General features: G+C 62.2%; 12 protein-coding genes, 2 tRNA genes and 1 pseudogene. 12 read left to right on the forward strand and 3 right to left on the reverse strand.

The window, feature by feature from the left end:
- Positions 1–407 precede the first annotated feature (407 nt).
- Entirely contained in the window at positions 408–1616 is a 1209-nt protein-coding gene (locus DXZ73_RS37180) for an Ig-like domain-containing protein (protein WP_116209105.1), read from the reverse strand.
- A 2605-nt stretch (positions 1617–4221) separates the two neighbouring features.
- On the opposite strand from DXZ73_RS37180, the gene DXZ73_RS38590 reads away from it, so the two are divergent.
- The 5 genes and pseudogenes from DXZ73_RS38590 to DXZ73_RS37200 all read left to right on the forward strand — a co-directional run.
- Positions 4222–4515, forward strand: a complete 294-nt coding sequence (locus DXZ73_RS38590; protein WP_162889916.1) for a hypothetical protein — start codon at positions 4222–4224, stop codon at positions 4513–4515.
- A gap of 967 nt (positions 4516–5482) precedes the next feature.
- Positions 5483–6874, forward strand: a complete 1392-nt coding sequence (locus DXZ73_RS37185) for an IS1380 family transposase (RefSeq protein WP_116209103.1) — start codon at positions 5483–5485, stop codon at positions 6872–6874.
- A 380-nt stretch (positions 6875–7254) separates the two neighbouring features.
- Positions 7255–7593 (forward strand): hypothetical protein, encoded by a 339-nt coding sequence (locus tag DXZ73_RS37190; RefSeq protein ID WP_116209102.1) that lies wholly within the window; start codon positions 7255–7257, stop codon positions 7591–7593.
- Entirely contained in the window at positions 7590–8483 is an 894-nt protein-coding gene (locus DXZ73_RS37195) for a hypothetical protein (protein WP_116209100.1), read from the forward strand. The genes DXZ73_RS37190 and DXZ73_RS37195 overlap by 4 nt, the downstream gene beginning before the upstream one ends.
- Positions 8484–8588: 105 nt before the next feature.
- Positions 8589–9181 (forward strand): annotated as a pseudogene (locus DXZ73_RS37200) (transposase family protein); the annotation flags it as partial.
- 481 nt (positions 9182–9662) lie between these two features.
- Here DXZ73_RS37200 and DXZ73_RS37205 read toward each other — a convergent pair.
- Together DXZ73_RS37205 and DXZ73_RS38595 are read right to left on the reverse strand one after the other, a co-directional pair.
- Positions 9663–10082, reverse strand: coding sequence for an ImmA/IrrE family metallo-endopeptidase (locus tag DXZ73_RS37205; protein ID WP_162889915.1), 420 nt, complete (start codon positions 10080–10082; stop codon positions 9663–9665).
- Between the two features lie 1993 nt (positions 10083–12075).
- The gene (locus DXZ73_RS38595) at positions 12076–12606 is read right to left on the reverse strand and encodes a hypothetical protein (protein ID WP_162889914.1); all 531 of its coding nucleotides are present in this window, start codon (positions 12604–12606) and stop codon (positions 12076–12078) included.
- Between the two features lie 1367 nt (positions 12607–13973).
- Between DXZ73_RS38595 and DXZ73_RS38600 the strand changes: the two genes are divergently transcribed.
- The 7 genes from DXZ73_RS38600 to DXZ73_RS37240 all read left to right on the forward strand — a co-directional run bounded on the left by DXZ73_RS38600 (position 13974) and on the right by DXZ73_RS37240 (position 19147).
- Positions 13974–14123, forward strand: a complete 150-nt coding sequence (locus tag DXZ73_RS38600; RefSeq protein ID WP_162889913.1) for a hypothetical protein — start codon at positions 13974–13976, stop codon at positions 14121–14123.
- The gene (locus DXZ73_RS37215; protein ID WP_205519065.1) at positions 14114–14527 is read left to right on the forward strand and encodes a WhiB family transcriptional regulator; all 414 of its coding nucleotides are present in this window, start codon (positions 14114–14116) and stop codon (positions 14525–14527) included. The genes DXZ73_RS38600 and DXZ73_RS37215 overlap by 10 nt, the downstream gene beginning before the upstream one ends.
- Positions 14528–14564: 37 nt before the next feature.
- Positions 14565–14649: transfer RNA gene (locus DXZ73_RS37220), tRNA-Leu, on the forward strand.
- Between the two features lie 4 nt (positions 14650–14653).
- A complete protein-coding gene (locus tag DXZ73_RS37225) occupies positions 14654–15004 on the forward strand; it encodes a hypothetical protein (RefSeq protein ID WP_116209092.1) in 351 nt (116 codons plus the stop codon).
- 796 nt (positions 15005–15800) lie between these two features.
- Positions 15801–15874 (forward strand) — tRNA-Ile (locus DXZ73_RS37230).
- Positions 15875–15954: 80 nt separating this feature from the next.
- Positions 15955–16950 (forward strand): aldo/keto reductase, encoded by a 996-nt coding sequence (locus DXZ73_RS40750; protein ID WP_425315945.1) that lies wholly within the window; start codon positions 15955–15957, stop codon positions 16948–16950.
- Between the two features lie 1915 nt (positions 16951–18865).
- On the forward strand, positions 18866–19147 hold the full coding sequence (locus DXZ73_RS37240; RefSeq protein WP_116209089.1) for a MerR family transcriptional regulator: 282 nt from the start codon (positions 18866–18868) through the stop codon (positions 19145–19147).
- Positions 19148–20096 lie beyond the last annotated feature (949 nt).

The following is a 20096-nucleotide window of genomic DNA, read 5'->3' on the forward strand; positions in this document are numbered from 1 at the left end:
CCCCGTAGATGGTGCCGCCCACCTGCAGACCGCCGCAGCTTCCCGACGGAGCGTGCCGTCGACTCTCCGGAGAACGTTCATGGACTTGGCTCCTTCTCTCAGGTTTGCCGATCCGATCTTCTCTAGGTTTGGGCGTGTAGCTGCTGGACGGGTAATACCAGGCGGAGGTGCCGATGCTGCTTGCTGTGCGCAGCCGAACAATGCGCAGGGCCGCGTAGCAGGCAACCAAGCTCGGGCTGCGCCGGTACCCCGGCTCTTCGCCAGGCTGTGGCGCTCGGGATGCCCGGTGCCTGTGGCTGCCTGATGTGTCCAGTCCTGGTATTGGCCACCGTCATGACGGGGGCTGGAGGTATGCGGCCCGTGCGCTCACGTGGGGAGGCGGGCTTGCGGGGATGTCCGGCGTGGTGTCAGTGGAGGGCGGACCGCTGTTGCCAGGCAGCCCACGACTGGTTCCAGTCCCCGTACCCGTTGCCAGGTGTCACGGTCTGTTTGCCACCGGACACCTCAAATACGTCTCCCGTTTGTGCTTGGTCGTAGAACCAGGCGGCATCGACGGACCTCATCCCGAGACAGCCGTGACTGGTGTTGGCTGTTCCGATGGTGGACTCGGCCCACTCGGCCTGATGGGCATAGGTGCCTGAAAACGTCAGCCGCATCGCATACTGCACAGTCAGGTCGTAGGCGTCGTCCATGCCGACGCTCTGGGAGTTCATACGTACCGTGCCTTCCTTCGAGATCAGCGTGAGTATGCCGCTCCAGGTAGCGTGCTCGGCAGTCCCACCGGTCACCGGGAGTATCCTGACCGGCCTGCCGTCACGGATGAGCGTCAGGGTGTGGGCGGCGAGATCTACCCGGGCGATCTGGCTCCGTCCGATGACGAAGTGGGTGGAGGACGGGCGGGGTGAGCAGTCATCCTCGGCAGGCGGGGCATTGTGAAGGTCAGTGGTCAGGATGACCTCGGTCCCGGGTCTCCAGTAGTTCTTGGGCCGCCAGTCGATACGGTCCCGTCCGGTGACTTCTTCAACCCATCCCCAAGACCCCTCAGTTCTCGGGTGGGTGATCACTTTGAGCCGTCGCTCAATGTCGGCTTTGTTCTTGACTGGGCGGTCGAAGACGAGGGAGATGGGCTGACCGACGCCGACGGCGGAGCCGGGTGCGGGCACGAGATCAAAAGAGGCGATGTCCTCATCGAAGCCCCTGATGCTGTCCGGGTCAAACGTGGTGAAGGTAATGCGCTGGTTGATTTCCTTGCCGGCATCGGTTCCCACTCTGGCGGTCACCTGGTAGGAGGTGTTCGTCGCGAGTCTCTGTCCCGGGATGAACCATCCGTCTCCTGCCCGCCCCGGCACACGCTGGCCTTCGGGACCTGTAAGAGCGATCGATTTGAGAGATCCATGCTCGACCTGCACGGTAATCGGCTCATCTGGAGCCACTCCTCGAGCTCCGTTCGCTGGGTGGAAAACGATACGCGGACTGGGGTGCGCACTCCTGGAACCCGAAAGCTGCCCCTGCGCCCCGGTACTGCACGCGACCAGCAGAGTGGCACAAACCGCGATCAGCATTGTGGAACAGGCGCCTCCGCGCAGAGCAGGAGGAAGAGTACGAGGGGAGATCATGAGGTGTTCCTGACCTGTGACTTGGAGAGTTGGGGGGAAACTCCAGACGATTTTCTACGGAGGGGCCAGCCCCGAGGAGCCGGTCCCTGTAATGATTGCAAGCATGCGGCCGCGAACTGAGCCCGTACTGCCCTGTGCTCGCGAAGTGAGTGAGAAGCAGCTGGGTCGAGAAGAAGCCGGGCCTGCGCACCCGGGCGACATCTGTCCGGCGGCAGATGTCTGCTGAGACTCCGTTCGGCTTCCCCGCATTCCCCAGCCCTGCCTCTGGAAGGATCTTGAGTCTGAGTATCAAACACACTCGGACGACAGAAGTTCATCCCCGCAACGGGAAAACTGCCTGGCCTTGTGTATCTGGATTCCCGCAGGCTGACAGTAGCTCCACAGGGAACATCCGGCGAGGGCGCGGTGTGCTGCATAAGGGAAGTCAGTATCCGGAAATATTCGATGATCACTGAATTCCCCTTGCTCTGCAGACGGGCTCAGATGAATCCACCCTGCATGCCCATCAGCGTTCTGGCAACTGGACCGCGATACGTGTGCCATCGAATGGAGGTATCACCCGGTCCCGTCTGGAGGTGTGAGATGGAGCGGTCCCGGAGGCGCTGGACCTCGCGATGCGAGGTCATGCAGAATCCGCAGCCTCCCAGTTGCTGGTGTGATGAGTGAAATCACGGACCCAACGGCGAAGGGTTCTGTCACGCCGGCACGCCCCTCAGAGCAAGGACGGAAAGAAGTCGCCGTCTGGTGCACCCGAACTCGGCGGCTCGCGTCTTTGGCCGGTCTGTGTCTCTCGCGCACAGCCGTGCCACCGCGTCGGCTGGCGGCAACCTCGCCCGTCGGAGGGTTGGGAGGATGTCGCTGCCGAGGTCGATCATTACCAGTCATGTTGAGACCGTGGACTTCAGGTAATCGATCTTGCTCTGAGAGTGCACCAGCCCTGCCTCCCCGCCTCGAGAACGGGTGCAACCTAACCAGCCGTCACCTCCGTTGACGAAGCTCCGAAGACATGTCACTATTGCTCATCACCATGGGGTTTTGAGCGCCTTTGTTCCCCTTTGGGTGAAGTTCATGGACTGGCAGGCTCAGTGGACCTCCTCCGTCCTGTCACGCGAGGGCGAAAGAGCAGGTCAGGTGGGTTACATGGCAAAGCCCCTCATCGTTGGCCGTGGTGATTTTACTGATCACGACCAATGACGGGGGCTTCGGTGGTTGCGCGTTCTGCCATGCCCGGCGTCCAGCATGAGCTGGCTGGGTGTACCTTCCGGTCGGCCTACGTTCGAAGGCATATGAATGGGGCATCAGGTGGCAGCAGCTGGGCTGTTTCAGGCAGGCTCTTCCCGCGCTGGCGTATCTGCGGAAGAACGAGACATTCGCGTATGCGAGCACCGGTTCCGGGGTCTCCGAGGCGGCAGCCTGGCAGATATATACGAGACCGTCGCGATTCTGGGCACATGGGTCCCGGATCTGCACGAGACCATGGTGGGCCCGGGCGAAGGCGACTTCGCCGTCATCGACGCCACCCTGATCACGACGGACTGCATCAAGGTGGATGAGCTGTACCTCTCCCGGAAAACACAAGCGGCACGGGATGAACGTGCAGGTCATCGCATGGCTGGACAGAACACCCCTGCGGTTGTCCTGCGCTCTGCCCGGGCGTCGGGTCAACGCTCTGACTCCCTACGACGATCACCGCGAACTGTCTGCCTGCTACCAGCAGTGCAACCGTGACCACGCACGCCCCACACCCCGGCGAGCTTCGTGCGCTGCTGAGTGACCTTGACCAGCAGCTGCCGGACATCGGGGGTTCCGGACATAACGGTGGACCGCGCAGTATTCCAGGTTCAGGTCGCGGCTGACCCGTGTATCGACCGTTATAGGTGCGGAGTTGCCCTGCTGCACGGCAGCCAGCTTGAGCATGGTGGCGACGATACGGCGCGGCCGACTGCGGGAGTGGGGCATGCCGTGCAGCATCGGCGGCATCACCTCGTCATCCGGCCCCGTCCCGGAGGTCACCTCAGGTGCCCGGAGGCATGAGTAGTGGCTGGTATCTGGCGTGTGGGCCGGTCAGCCTGATGATCTGCTCGGCGAACGTCACCGCTGGGCAGTCAGCCGCCCTGTACTCGAATCGGCGCACCAGCACCTCGATCATGACCGCGGACACCGCGGACAGGCGTATCCGCCAGCCTTCGTATATAGCGGCCCTGCATCCGGCGGCATGCTGTCCTGCACCATCGGCGACGCAACACAGCGGACCCGGGTGTCGAGCGTAGTGGCCCACCGCTCGGCCATCTCCACAACCACATCCCGTAGATGCGGCAGCACTCACCCCCAATGCCCTGAACTGCATATCTGGTTGATGCCCAGCTCGGCCCAGCACCATCGCAAGTTAGCGCCAGATCCCGTTCACGTGTACGTCGGCGTGGGGTCTCAGCAACGACCTGGCTGGCACCCGTGAGATGTTGCCTGCGGTTCACTCACACCGGTCGCGCCCGGCCAGGACACCTCAACAAGATCCAGTTACGGGGTCGGGGTATGGGACCACCCTGCCCCGCCCCCGTAACCCGCTACCGCACGGGAGTATTGCCACAGAGAGGAGGGTGCGTGCATGTTGCACCGTCGTAGGCGTCGGATTGAAGATTTGCGGTTGCAGTTGAGTAAAAGAGGAGAAAGTATCAAAAACCTTCCTGCAGGCTCCGCCGCACACCAACTTCTGGTGGAGGAGTGTGACCTCATTGCGGAGAGGATGCGCAAGCTGCGAGGGCATGATGATTTCAACAGCCTCTTCAGCGTTGTCGGAATCTTTACAGGAATGTTCTTGGTGCTTTTTTCGTCAGGGGTGCTGGAAGTCGTCGGCTGGATATTTTTTATCGTCATGTTGCGTGGTTCTCATGCTGATTGAACGGCAGCTTGTTGATCTTTCATCTGTGACGCCCTGCAGCAGGATGATTTGTTCGGATCCGAGAGTGCAGGGAAGAGGGGCATATGAAATTTTGGGCATGCCATTTATATGGAAACAGGTAAGCCTGGAAGTTGACTGAGGAGTGAGGGAGGGACTGCTCGCTTGCCGGCGAACAACGATGTACCGGACCTGTGGGCAGTGAGCACGTGAAATCACCGTCGAAAGGTCTGTTCTCCCGAGCCAGGGCTGGAGGCGGATCTGCCCACGAGCATGTCGATCTTGATTGGAAAGCAGGAAGAAGAATGAGCGACCGCGTCGGTCTGGTGAGGCTTGCGTCTCTTGGATTCGGAATCAGCTGCCTGGGCAATACCGCTTATGAGGCGATAGAATCTTTCGAACAAGGAACTCTGGACCCTAACTCGGGGCCCTGGCTTCCCACTGTCTATGCAGCGTTCGGTGGTGTGATCGGCATACTGTGCCTAGCGGCACTACTGACATCCCGCGCTCTCGTTGGGCTACTATTAGCTGCCGGATATTTCATGGCATCGGCTGCAGCGGTTGAATTTCAGGTCGAGTACTCGCCTGAGCAGAGAGTGGCAAACCTGTTTCTTTACATCGGAACGTCCTTGGCTGCCGGGGCCTGTTGGCTGGCATTCCGGAAAGGTCAATCATGAGTAATGTCTACTTAGAAATCGCTTCCCCTCTTATTGGCGTATTGACTGTCTTGCTGCTCCGCTTGGTCAATAAATACCTTCCAGAAGATCCCGTTCTGGGCGCAGTGCGTTCCTCCTCGGAAGGCGGGCCGCCGGAGTCAGGAGAGAAGCCCTCGTCCTGCGGCCACTAAGCCTTGATCCACCGCCGGACGCCTTGTGGATAACGTCTTGGAAAACAAGAAAGTGCCTTGTGACCTGCAATGATGGGAGTTCTTCAGGCTTCCAGCACGCATAATCAGCAAGGCACTTCCGAGATGCAAGTTTCCCACACGCCAGCGGCGGTCTCCGCCGTGTTCGATGACCCGAATCTGATCGCGCATGCCGGGCTGGTCCCGGTGATGCGACTGGCCGGGCGGTGCGGTCTGCCCCGGCTGGTGACGGAGAAGGTGAGGCTGACCGGGGCGAAGAACGGCGCGGGTGCGGCGGCGGACGCCAAGGTCACCAGCATCGTGGCCGGCATGGCCGCAGGGGCCGACAGCATCGACGACCTGGGCGCGCTGCGCCACGGCGCGATGCCGACCGTGTTCCGAGGGATCCGTGCCCCGTCCACCCTGGGCACCTTCCTCCGCTCCTTCACCCATGGCCATGCCCTCCAACTCCACGCTGTCCACCGCAGGTTCCTCGCGGAACTGGCCGCGCACACCCCGCTGCTGCCCGGCTCCGACGAGAAGGCATTCATCGATGTCGATTCCACCCACAAACGCGTCTACGGCCGGGCCAAGCAGGGTGCCGAGTACGGCCGGTTCAAAGGCATCCGCACCCTGCACCCCCTGCTCGCCACGATCTGCACCCCCGCCTCCCGGCCGGTGATCGCCACCGTGCGGATGCGCCGCGGCAAAGCCGCCGACTCCCGCGGCGCCCCGAAACTCGTCAGCGAGGCCCTGGCCACCGCCGTCGAGGCCGGCTGCACCGGCATGCGCATCCTGCGCGCGGACTCGCAGTTCTACAACGCCGGTGTCATCGCCGCCTGCCGCCGGGCCGGCGCCCACTTCTCGGTCACCACCGGCATGAACCCCTCCATCAAACGGGCCATCCACAGCATCCCCGACACCGCCTGGCAGCAGATCACCTACCCGACCGCAGTGCCCGACCCGGAGACCGGCGACCTCATCCCGGACGCCGAAGTCGCCGAGATACCCGTCTACGCCGCCTTCGTCAGCCGCAGGAAAGCCTCGCGGGTCACGGCCCGGCTGATCGTGCGCCGGGTCCGTGACCTCGCCAAACCCGCCACCGTGGGCGAGCAGGGCGAGTTGTTCCCCGTCTGGCGCTACCACCCGTTCTTCACCGACAATCCCGCCCGGACCCTCCAGGCCGAGCAAGAACACCGCCACCACGCCGTCGTCGAACAGGTCATCGCCGACAGCAAAGCCTCCGCCCTGGCCCACCTGCCCTCGGGACACTTCCATGCCAACTCCGCCTGGCTGACCCTGTGGGCGATGACCTGCAACCTGCTGCGGGCGGCCGGCGCACTGGCCTCCGCCTTCCACGCCAAGGCCACCACCGCCACTCTCCGCACCCACCTGGTCCAGGTTCCGGCCCGGATCGCCCGCTCCGCACGACGCATCACCCTGCACCTGCCGCACAACTGGCCCTGGCAGCATGCCTGGACACACCTCTTCGACACCGTCCACGGCCCACCCGGCTGACACGACCAGCCCCTACCCGACCCGCCCACCGCCAGGGCCCAACCGGAACCGAACCCGTGGAAAAGCTGGGCAGACCAGCGACTACAACCTGCCCATGCCCAACCACCGACCTCAAACCGGCTCGAAACCGGTCACAAGATCACTCCCCAAACCACGTCGGTGGATCAGGGCTTAGGCAACGAGGGTTTGCCATCCCTGCGTGCTTCACCGACCTCAGACTGCACACTCTCGCCCTTGACGCAGCCACTCAGCCGATCAGCTGTCAGCTGATCCTGGGTGCGGAGACACTGCTTGGCACGCTGCCCGCCGCGGTCGAACTCCGTGCGCATTTGGCCGCCGCCCATGGTGAGGCAGGCGCTTCCGGTGGCTTCACGGCCGACATGACACTTGTCCTGCCCCCGGACGAGGAGACTGACGGCGGTGTCATGCGACTGGTGACCGACCTGTCCCGCAGCGATCTCGGCACCCAGCTGACCGCACGCTGGACCGATACCCCCGGCCTTGGTCTCGACGCCGTGGCAGGCATGTTCGGGATCGACCTCGTCAACATGCCCCGTGCCCTGGTGCCCACTTTCACGGAGCTGGACCTGTCCTACACCAGCAGTACCTCCCACCTGCTGCTTGCGGCCAGAACCCCGCATAACAAGGTCGCCTTCGCATTATTGCCCCAGCCGTCCGTCCCTGCAGCGGCAGCCGTCAGCATGAGGAGTACCCCGTGACCAGCATGCCTCTCGCCACCGCGGACAAGCCGAACCAGGGCGACGCCACCCGTGACAAGCAGGGCCTCGTCCGCGCCCGAGTATTCCCATACTTACGCACACGCCCCCTGCCGCCGATGCTGTACCGATTCGACCGACGTGATCCTGACATCATCTTCCCCGAAGGGTTCACGACCACATGGACTGATCCGGAGACCGGAACCGCCACGACAGGCACAACCTATGACCTGGCTGGACACGTCCGAGGCACTCACCGAGGACGTACCGGATTCATCAGCACCAGCAGCTCAATCGTCGGTGCGCTGGAAATGCTCAAGATCATGCAGCGCAACGAAACACACGGCTGGAAAACGGAACAGGCCAAGGTCTACTCCCAGGAAATGTGGCTGTACCGCCTGGTTCCCAGCCGCTACTTCATCAGCGTTGAGGAAAACCTTCTGGAGGGCCGCCGCAAGCTGTACTGCACGGCCAAAGAACATGCCTTTGCCGCCAGCCAATGCGAATGGGTCGCACCATTCAAGATCCCATCCGGAAGTCTCGTCAGCGCATGGCGCACACAGCTCATTCTCGATCTCGATGAACAGCCCTTCCCGGTGAACGTCAAAGACGACGGGCAACTGGATCTTCCCGAGGAGCGTCTGGTCCGGCTGAGCATCAAGACCTGGCATCTCGGATTCCCCGTACTGCGGAATATCATGGAGAATCCGGAAGGGGAGTATGACCCATTCGCTGATCTCGGTTCTCGCTATGACGGCCTCATCGGCTATAAGGCCAAGAAAGCTCCTGGCTCCTCGAGATACAGCACGCCGAAAGACTGGCGAAAGAAAGAAGAATACTGGGGCAACGAGGGGAACGCGGTGGAGCCCTCGTACCCCTTCGAGCGTCCCTGAAAGGACTCTCGAAACGTCGGCACGCACTGCTGATCACGGTCCCGGGTACGCAGGGCTGATTCAAAGAGAGCGTGACGTGAAGGATACGCAGCATCCGCGACCCGCCAGGGTGGGGCTGGTTTCGGGGTGTCGGGAGGTTACGGCCTGGCGGTACGTCGACGAGACGCTCGAGGTTCTCACCGCATGGGCACCTGGTCTCCGCGAAGCCCTGGCCGGGCTGGGTGAGGGCGACTCTGTCATCGTTGACGGCACCCTGACCCCCCGACCGCATCGCCGCGGACAAGCTGTACTACAGCCAGAAACACACGAAGCACGGGATGAACGCGCAGGTCATTACCCGCCCGGACGGAACACCCCTGTGGTTCTCCCGAGCGCTGCCCGGCCGCACCCACGACCTGACCGCGGCCCGGGCCCACCGCATCGCCCAGGCCTGCCTCACGCGCCACATCCCCGTCCTGGCCGGCCGCGCCTACCCAAGCGCCGACGCCACCATCCGCACCCCCTGCTACGGACACCGCGAACTCCCCGACCACTACCAACGGTTCAACCGTGCCCATGCCCGCCTCCGGGCACCGGGCGAACATGCCTCCGCCCGACTCAAGACATGGCGCATCCTCCGCAGGACCAGATACTCGGCCAACCGCATCAGCCACACCGTCCAAACCGTCCACACGCTGACCAGTGACTATTCAGGATGAAGGAGGTTCACTCCGTCTCATCCGGCACCGCATCAGCGTGCTCTTCGCGACACTCCGTGACTGTGCCTTCTGTGAACCCCGAACCGCCTGCCTCGCTTGACGAGGCACTCATCGTCCGGGGGGCGATGAGTGCAATAACTGCCCCAACGGCGAGGGGTTCCACCATGTCACCCAACCTGACCTGCATGCTTCACCCCTACAGGGCAGGATGAAAAGGGTCACCGTTCAACTCTCTGGCTTTCCAGCAAACCCACAACTCACGGTTCTGTATGTCCGACACGCCTGGACGCTTCAACCGCGCGATGCAGCACGTACTTCACCACGTGGGTATTGCGCTGATCGGTTGAGTGCACCATGTCCTATTCCGCAACCGTATTTCGGGCGCTGTCTCGAAGCCCTTGGCAGGGGCACAAAGCGAATGGCGTGGATCAGTCGAAGTCGCTCTGCGGGATCCTCTTGTATGATCCGTTCATGACCCGTTCTATGCTCGGGCAAGCCAGCGTTGCTCGTCCTCTTCGTCTGCGAGGAGCCGGGCATGATAAATGCGTTCTGTAACGCCGAGCTCCTGGGCGATGATGCGATTAGGCAATCCAGAGTCACGTGCGACCGCGAGTTCTACTACTGTGACCAACTTACGGGCTGCCCAGATTTCTGCATCCCGTTCCTGAGCCAGAGTGGAAACTGCTGCTGCGCCGCCCCCATGTGCACAACGATGATGCCCGAGCATGATGTGTGCGACTTCGTGTGCCAGAGCACATCGTTTCTGAACTGGCCCAAGACCCATTGCGCAGTAGACCTTGTTGCTTTCGGCGTCCCAGACTGCAAGCATGTCTCGGAGTTGCATATAGTGGATAGGGATTCCGAGATTACGTAGCTCCCATTCTGGATCGTATGCGCTCATGTGATCGCACGCCTTCTCGCGGTGGACGGGAAGTCTTGCCTGCTCATGCATAATTAAAAGGGGCTGGCTGGGATGACGGGTATTGACACGCGCTGATCCGTGTTCGTTATTCACTCGACAGGCTTACAAGTGCTGAAAATCAGTTCCGCACGTACGGTGCGATCATTCTATGGTCATTCCGTCCGTCTGTATTTTAAGGAAGGTGAAAGTCGGAGTCTCCCCCTGCCTCCGATCCTTCGTTGAGGTCCTTCGTGGCGGGGTGTAATGTTAGGGGATTTCGATCTTGGTGTGCGCGCAATTGAAATATTAACGACCCCCGGGGCCCGTTAATGATGCGATAATCCACCACGCTGCAGGTGTCGGCTCTGGCGTGGCTAACTATTGCCATAACGGTGGCAGCGGGCTTCCTGGTCTCGTATGCCACGCATTCCTTGGGAAGGATGCGAATCCCTATGCCATAGGTAATGGTGGGCTGGCCGCGCAGGTGGGGGCAGTGTGCTTGGTACGGTCATTGTTGAATCGGGGCGCCTCGCTTCCCAGGCGGCGAGGCGGCGGATGGAAAGATTCAATTTTACGGCATTGAAATAGAAAATCAAGGAGCCCGAGACGGTCCTCACCCGGAAGTCCGGTATGACGCGGCCGTACGTTACACCACAGTTATCTTCCGTAATCATGGCTGGTGAGCCGATTCTGTAATCGGCCACAACGAATAAACGGATCGGGAGATCGCCCCATCCCTCGATGTGAATAAGTTACGGCGCTATTTTTCCGCCCGCCTGGGTGACCCGGCTAAAACTATAATTCCTACCAGGCCGGATCGTGGGGGAGGCGGAAAGCTGTGGATCTTGTCCGACGCGGGATGGCCCGGACGATACCTGTATCGTGCGCAGTGCCCTTTCAGAAGAGATCGGAGAGCTGATTTTTCTGCTGATGGTGACAAATTCGGCACGAAGGTGCGGGAAGTGTATTCTCGCCGCCAGGGAACCCTGGGATATTCTGATGATGATGCTGGCGGTATCCTCGGGTCCTCGTCTCTTCGTCGGCTTGCTAAAAAGTATGCGCCAGAAATTCGTGACCGAATTTCTGGCGTTCCCGGAAAATGAGTCAAAATCGGATCGATTTCTCCGGATGGGGGTGTGGGAGTCAGGGAATTCTTCTTGCGTAAACTACATCAAGGAATCCCTGTGCACTATGGGGCTTCCTGACCTGCACGGCTTCCGAGAGGTATTTCGCCCGGTCATAGCGGTGTGCGGCCACGTTCTCCGCTGCAGTATCCGCAGCCGTGGAACAGACGGGGCTGGTTGGCCCTGCCCACCAGCAGACGGCCCTCGTGCACGTCCTCCGCCGGGAATCTGGCATGCTCGGCTGAGGCAGGGAGCAGCCCCGCCGTCAGTACCACCCGCCCTGGGGCGGACGGCGCCAGCAGGGCCGCGAAGTACGTGATCCCGTTGGCCTTGTCCAGCGCGCACAACTGGGCAATCGTCTGCGCCCGGCGCTGGCAGAGGGCCATGGGCAAGGGGCATCCGAGGCGGGTCGGCAAGGCCGCCTGGGGTGGACGGCGAACAGGGCACGACGGATGACGGGGCGCTGGGCACCCGGCCGCATGCTCGAAAACCCGGCCTTATCGGGGCCCGGGGCGGGTAAGTTGCCGGGCGGTGCACTCATGGGATCCTGGCCGACAGCGGCACAGGAAACAGGAGGCTGCCAGGACCGTACAGGCTGCAGCCAGTACTGCCAGCACCAGACAATGACGCCAGCTGCATCAGCCGGCGTAGATCATCAGGGCCCCCATCCAGTCCACGGGCTCTGGAAGCTCCCGGGTGCTGACGGGCCAGCGGCCTGATCAGGCGACGGAGGCACATCGAAGCTTCGGTTCGGCAACGTAACCTGGACGCCCACCTGCCCCAGCCGGAGCTTCGTCGCGGCGCGATGGCACAGCCGGGTATCGCCGCAACACCGTGGCCCGCATGCACGTGAGCACCAGAACTCTGAGTCAGCCTTGGCGGCGGGTCCGCTTCGTGTTGCGTTTCTGCTCTTCTTTGTGCAGGCGGATAATCTCCATGTCTGCTGGGGAGATCCGCCCGCTGCCGTCCGGAGTGTGGGCTACCAGGTCGTATTCCTCGGCGCGCAGAAGGCGTCTGGGTGATGCGAGAGCGGGCTGTGCAGGTCGTGCATGTTCTGCTGCGGCGAGCAGGGCGTCAATGATGTTCAGGACTGCTTCGCGTTCACGCCGTGTCAGGCGGCTGGCACGGGGGGGCATTACAAAGGGCTCCGCGGGACGCTCACGGTAGACGCCAGCGGCTTTCTCGAGGTTTGTGCGGGGGAGATCGAGGGCGAGCGAGAGGCCATCGAGGGTTTCCTCCTCAAGGGTCCCGGTGTGTTCGCCACGGGCGATGCGGCCAATGGTGCCATGGCTGACGTGGCCCTGGCCGCGCGCGGCCGCTGCCCGGTAGCTGAGAGGACGTCTTGGGGTACCGAGTTCGACAAGGCGGGCCACGACGATTTTCTGGAGGTCGTCAGTCATGCCGGTTCTCCTGGTGTCGGTGCACGGTATGGGCGGGCTCTCTTCAGGATAGGAGTCCGCCCGGCCTTGTGGCACTTGCATAGTGGAGCGCGTGTCGTGGGCCGTTCGTGGGTAATGGATCGCGTTCCAGTTGCCGGTCTGCTGGGCGAGGTGCACGATGAAAGCGCGAAGACCCCCGCGACTCCTTGCGAGGCTGCGATGCACACGAATCCTCACGGCCTTCACCGTGCGTCAATGGAAGACAGCATGCCGAGAACCTCAGAGTTCTCCCAGGCGCGATCACAGCACGTACTAGCGGCCTGCTGCCGCCGGCCCCGCCAGGGACATGCTGCTGGATGCCGGATCAGGATCCGGGTACCACTACATCCTGAGATGGTCTTGAGGAAACCCGACCGGGGTCCTGCAGGCAGAATGCGTCGCTATGGCCCCGGCACATGACCAGGGAAAACAAACCTGTTGTTCATGCAACGCCTGGAGGGCCGGCCCCACGCGGGTACCAGCTATAGGTGCTGCAGGCACAAACTCCCTCTTCTCCGCCGAAGGGCACAAGGACTTCGCGCATTGCTGGCCTCAGGAGTCATGCGGCCGGAGATCTCAGCACGGCCCTGCCTCACGGCACTTGGCTGCTGGTTGCCTGGTCGGTGACACCGGAAAGGAAGGACAACTGTGATGGAGCTGATGGGCGTAGGGGTACTGCTCGGCGCTCTCGGGATAGTGCTGGCGGGATACATATCTCGCTCGCGCAGGAGCCATCGACGACAGCAGGCGACGTGTCACTGTCTGGGCGGTGACTGCATAGACACGCTGCTGGACATATCCCCTCCCCGCCAGGAACGGCCGGGGAAAGAATCATGATCGCCTACGTGTTCGTGTCCCTCGGCCTAGTGGGCATCATGTCGCTCTGCCTGCTGCTCCATACTTGCGACCGGTGTCCCCCGTCCCCGATGCGGTGGCTTGGAGCAGGCGGGATCCGAAGAGGGCTGTTCGGACGCTGCAGATCCCTGCCCCTGCAGTGCCGTGAAAGCCTGAGCGTGAGAATCCCCTGGGCGAAGAGAGCTCGCCCCCCGCACACAGACGCAGCCGGACAGGTCTGTGCGGTCCGTTCGCTTGCAAAACGTCTCTGCGCCGGAACTCCTGGAATCACCCGGGACGGAAAACCCGACAGCAGGTCAACGCACGTGGTGGCTCTGTCAATTCCTGCCGCCAGGTCACTGGATCGACCTGCCCTGGAGTGGGGAAGAGACACAGAAGGCGTACCAGATTTCCCCGGCCATGCGGTATTCGGGCAGGGAAAATCCAACGGCTGGATACTGCTGCTGCGCCTCCGACTGGTCATCAAAGGATGGGCCGACGAGCAGAAATCATTCTTGGACCACGACTACGACTGGCAGGCCACCCGCCAGTGGGACAACCAACTGCACGCCGCCGTGGTCCGCATCCAACTGGCCCAGGGGCTACCCGAACGGCAGGCGGACGGTATACCAACCCTCGAACTATGGAGGCAGCTGTGGACCTGACCACCTGGGAACACAACGACCAGGAAGCGCAATGGCGGCAGTTCGCCCTCTGCGCTCCAGCCGACATCAGCACATTCTTCTGCTACCCGAGATCCAAAACCGAACAGCGGGCCCTGGACCTCTGCAGCCGCTGCTCGGTGCGTACTGAATGCCTGGCGCTGGCCCTGGACCAACGCATCCCGCATGGGGTCTTCGGCGGGACAACACCCCGCCGGCGCCGGACCATACTCGAACGCAGCCCCGCTGTCCGCTCCTGGCATGAAGTCCTGACCAGGGCCCGGGAGGCGCATGCCCGCCAGTACCGCAAGCTGCTGGAAAGCCACCAGACAGAGCGATCACGGAAACACGCAACCCGCCCGCGCCCGACGCCCGCACCCAAGTCACACGCAGACCGGGCACTGTAAGCGCCCCGGAAGACATCTGGTGCATGCGGCCAGAGCGGGGCAAGTGGCGGAACGGCAGACGCGGCGGACTTAAAATCCGCTACCCCTTCCAGGGTGTGTGGGTTCGACTCCCACCTTGCCTACGTGATGAACCGATTCCTCGACCTCGCGGCCAAACAAGCTGCCCGATCCGGATGCCGGTACCTGGTCGGTGCCGTGGTAACGAAGAGCGGCAGAGTCCTGATCTCCTCCTGCAACCGCTACCGCAACTCCCCAGGCATCGACTTCCAGCACGCCACGTTTCACGCCGAAGAGATGGCGCTGCGCCGCGCGCGGCATGTACGCGGCGCGGTGATCCATGTCGCACGCATCAACGCAGCGGGAGAGCCCCGGATGGCCCGCCCTTGCCAGCGCTGCGCCACTGCGTTGGTGGCCCGGGGCATCATCCGCGCCCACTACACCACCCCGGACGGGCCCGCGGTGGTCAACCTGACCTGAATGCCGGCAACTACACAAGCTGCCACCCCGCAGGAACAGCCACCCGGCGGCTCTCCGCCCCTAGAGGAGCCATGATGTGCACCTTCTTCCCGCACCCGTTCTCCTTGCCCGTGCATCGGGACTTCCCCCTGGGCCCCGGACACCCTGATCACTGCGCCCTGACAGCCCAGAAGGACGGGAACGGACCCGTGGTGACGAAGCACCGTTCGCCGGAATCCAGAACGGTCCCAGTCCGGCACCGAGGTGACGATCAAACAGACCGTCCCCGATCTGGTGGTGACCGGGATACCGTGCGGAAAGAATCCGCGCCACTGGGGCGGACAGGCACCGGTCCGGCAGGGAGAGCCTGTCACTGCGGAGACTTCGCCGGGCTGCCGGACTCCGTGGCCGAGGCAGGACGCCTCGCCTGCCAGCGGACCGCCCGAGTCACCCGTACCAAGCACAGGGCGATCGCAGCTGCCGCACACACCGCAGGGCTGGCCGAGCGCCCACCGATCACCACGGAGAAGCTGAACGTGCCCTATCAAACCCGTCCTGGGCACAAAGGGCTTGGCCCGCAGCCCGCCCGACATCACTTCGACGACCGTACCCGGCACTGCAACCCCCGGCACGGACAACGCAGAACGACACTGATGAAGACAGAACCCACCGTTGCTGGCCAGAACGAAAGCAATCCTCTGAGACCTGATCTCGAACAGCTCCCGGCAAAATCACCGGCTACTCCCAGACTGTTCCATCATCCGGATGCGAATGCTAGCCGTCCTCGACTCAGCCACCCTGGCACCCATTGCCTCTCGGAGTGTTAGCTCAGCTGGTCAGAGCAGGGGACTCATAATCCTCCGGTCGCGGGTTCAACTCCCGCACACTCCACAGGCCCCCCTCATACCCCTACACCCACCGCAGAGAGGACCCCTCGCATGGCTCTCCTATCTCCCACCGCAGGCCTGGTCATGCCATACAGACCGTTGGGCAAAAGCGGCCTGAAAGTCTCTGCCATCACCCTGCGCCTAGGACCTGATCCTGAGGGCCGCGAAAACAGAACGGCCCGATACGACACCGTCCGCCATGCACTCCAGCGCGGTATCACCCACTACACGCTGGCGCCACAGCTGTCTCCCAGCCCCAGCGATACAACTTGCCTACTGCCGCAGCCGCTGCAGTACCGACTGCGCCGGCACCGCGACGAGATCGTTCTGTCCGCTCATCCACCCTACGGCTTCCCCTGGCCGGAGCACCTGGGACTCAACTCCCGCAAGCACCTTACGGGCGCACTCGATACCCTGCTCACTGGCCTGGGCACAGGCTACCTGGACCTCTTCTGCGCGTACCGCTACGACCCCCGCATCCCACTGACAGAAACCGCCTCTGCCCTGGCCGACGCCGTGTACCAGGGTAAAGCTCTCCATGTGGGCGTCGCGGCCTGGGCGCCTGCCCCCACCCGGACCCTGGCAGCGCTCCTGCACACCTACGGCGTGCCGCTGACCGTGCACCAATCTGCGTTTTCCCTCACCCGCCCTCAGGCCAGTGACGGGCTCCTCGACATCCTCTCCGAGACGGGCACCGGATGCATCGCCCACCTGCCGCACCACAGCGGGCCGCCGTTACCCCATCGAGTACCTTCTTCCCCCCCCGTGCCGTGCTCCCTCGACTCAGACCATCCCGCTGACCTGCCTGCTCCTTCTCAGCGCGCATTGCGCCAGGTAGCCTCGGCGCGAGGGCAGACTCTCTCCCAACTCGCTGTGACCTGGGCACTCCAACAACCCACAGTCGCCAGCACAGCCGTCACCGCCTGCCACCCCTCCTGCCTCGAACATCATCTCCAAGCCTTGGATCACCTCAGCTTCAGCCTCAGCGAACACTCCGTCATCAATAACCACACTGCCCTGCAAGCTGACCTCAACTACTGTCCACCTGTCACCGTCCCGGACGTCCTAGAAGACTGCTGATACCGGCTCTGCGCTGGCGGACAGTCCGGCGCAGGCACACTCAACTCTTCGGACAGGCCCAACGCGACGGCTGGGCACGGTTAGCAGCGAGAAGCCTTACGACTTGGACGACGGGCAGACCACAGTGACAGAGGCAGGCGGCGCATCGACTGCACAACATGGATGGGACCCGGTGCGGACCGGGTGTGGAAAACTGCCCGCTACGAGCTATGGCAACTCAGAGGTCCAGCAAAAGCTCCGTGCCCTATCTGCCCCGTTCTTCCACGACACGACCGGAAGATCCAAACCAAACCCTGCAGACGTGACTTCCACCGTGTGCTAGCGGTTCGTTCACCGACTACCGCCGCGATGCAGCCCGCATCCCAGAACAACGCTGCAGCAGCCCACCCCTGTGCCTTCTCTGCCGGCCCGCTCTGCGACCCTACCGCCTCCAACGCTCCTCTTTTCGCTGACTTCTTCTTGCCTCGCTGCTCCCACATACCCACCGCCCCACTCGGCAAGGGGCACCCTCTCGCCGTCCTGCCTGCAACCTCCTTCTTATTCCTTGGACAGACCGTGGAAGAGAACTGCCTCCTTTGCGCCTCTCCCCTCACCAGCACCATTCACCCCGGAGGGCGTTGCTGCCCGGCATGCCTGTCCAACCTCCGCGAGGCCCTCGACAACCTTCCCCACCTCTATGTACGCCTCCATCTCGAATCCCCTTCTTCCCCCTGCAAGAGTGCCGAAGTCCCGGCCACTCGTCTTCCCTGGAAATATCGCACAGCCCCTTCGCCCCTGCGACTGCCCCTCCTTACCCATGCCACTACCTGCGTTCACGCTGTCCACACCTGGGCCGCTCATACCTTGCCCGGAAGCCTTCCTCTGCACCCCCTGCGTCCCGGACCCCTCCTGCAGCACCTCTGCCAGGCTTTATCAGCCGAGCTCCCGACGACTGTCCGCACTCTCGACGACGCCACCGACGCCAGCGTGACATGGGTTGCCTATCAGCGTGCCCGCTTCCTCCTTGGTTATGACGAGCCCGCCCGCCCCCTCCCCACCCCCTGTCCTAACTGCGACCTCCGTTCCCTCATCCGCCTTTCTGACGGCGCAGTTACCTGCCGGTCCTGTGCCGCCCACTGGCCGCATCACCCACATCACGGATCAGCCAAGCCTCCGTGAACCCCTACCTTCCTTCACCGTGGCTCGAACAGTCGCTTTGTTGGAAAATGTAGTCCACAACGCCCATGCGATCTTCAGGGAAAAGCGGGTGATGAGGCGGGAGACGGTAGTTCTCTGTACAGCAAGAGGTCCGATTGGTCACTTCATTGATGGTTCCTGAGTTGTTCGGCAGGTCTCCGGTCAGGGGCCAGGTGAAATTTCAATGGGAGGTTTGCGAATATTAATTCTGGTCCGTTGCCGTCATGGGTTGCCAGAGGAGTTACTGATAATGAAGGGGAGATTTTATCAATCACTTATCGCGGCAGGGTCAACGGTTCTCCTGAAGGTCGGCAGAGAAATAACCTGCTGGTTCTGGGGCTTGACGCCCCAGGGCAGCGCGAGGCGAGCACACACTGCTCTTCAGCGGGCCCTAAAGGTCATCCCGCCATCTTGGACTGGTCTGCGCCCGTGAGACGTTGCCGAACTATGCCACTGTTTCTGGAATCCTGATCTCCTTCCGGCAGCATCAAACCGGGACGGAGTGCGCGCTAACCCCGTACCGAGTTAACGGACAGTCTTTAAGCTGTTTGGTGCGGGGCGCGAACTTAACGAGCTGGTCAGTTTCGAGAGGTTTTCATTCGCTTCTTTAGGTTTAACCGAAGTCGGTACGGTCAAGTTGTGTGACGTTCACAGTTCATTCGGCACCAGCAACTCTGAGGCGTAATCTCGAGCTGCTGCCCAAACAGCTATCAATACGACTTGCAGGCGAGGAGTTCCCATGCCTCAGTTTCCATCGTTCAGCCGTCGCCAACTCAAGAAGGCCGCCACGCTAGACAGTCCACGGCATCGCTTGCTGACCACTGCCGAAGCGGCCGAGGCCGCAGGAGTGACCGCCGCATGCATCCGCCAATGGGCCCACCGCGGCTACCTCGCCCCAGTTGCCCGGCGCGGTAAGCATAATCTCTACCTTGAAGACCATGTTCTGCGCGTTGAGCACAGTCGTCGTGTGCGGTTGAATTCCTCCGAAACTTCGGATATGTCAGCCAGGTTATCAAAATAGACCACAGACTGAGAAGATTCCTATTGCAGACCCTCAAGGGAGCAGGAATGAGTAATCGAACCATGCCGGTCTTGGAGCGAAAAGTAACCTCTGCGGCAGCCGGTGCAGGAGCCGCTGCTACTGTAGTCTCGTTTGTCCTGTGGGTTTTGGAGACGTATATCTTTCACAGGCAAGTTCCTGAACCCGTCCAGAGTATGGTCTATCTATTCATCCCTTCAGCATTCGCACTTGCTGCAGGATTCTTAGCGCAGCATACTCACCGGCCAGAATCATCTTCGCCCAGTGAGGGTGTTGTGAGAGGGCAAGAGGACGTGCCGAGTCAACCTCAATCTTCCTCAATGACGCCTGGGAGTCACGAAAACTGAGAAAACCCCCGTAAGGATTATGAATCCTCAGGGCGGCGGCTGACCGGGTGACGCGTGACGGTGCCATAAAAAGCGAGGCTCCCGGGCTGTTGAGTGAGATGTTCATATCTCATCTCTTCGGCCGGGGAGCTTTGCAATGCAGCCGGACATCTTGTGACGATGCCCGTGTGGCGTCGTTGACCGGTCGTGATGCTGGATTTGACGGGTGAGTAGATAGCCGGGTGGGCTGCTGAACTGTCTGCATTGAATAGTGCCCCGCGGTGTCTGTAGTAGTGGTGCGGGCGGTGGCGCCTGTCGGCGTACTGCCTTGGCTGGCTCTGGATAGATTTTCGTGGGCGGAGATCAATCCAGGAATGCGGCCCGGTTGGTGCAGCGGCGTCTCAAGTGTGCGATCAGGACGACGCGTTGCCGCAGTAGCGGGACGCCAGCGCGGCCACTCATGATCCGCTTCTGGAGCTTCACATCTGTGACACGGCCTTCGTTCATCCCGGAGCTGTAGGGAGTGGTGACGCCCTGGACCGCCGCGTCCTGGTCCTCGCGGATGCCCTTTGCCGGACCCGCCAGGGTCGGATGTCCGCAGGTGG

Source organism: Streptoverticillium olivoreticuli subsp. olivoreticuli (assembly GCF_003391135.1).
GTDB classification, from domain to species: Bacteria; Actinomycetota; Actinomycetes; order Streptomycetales; family Streptomycetaceae; genus Streptomyces; species Streptomyces blastmyceticus.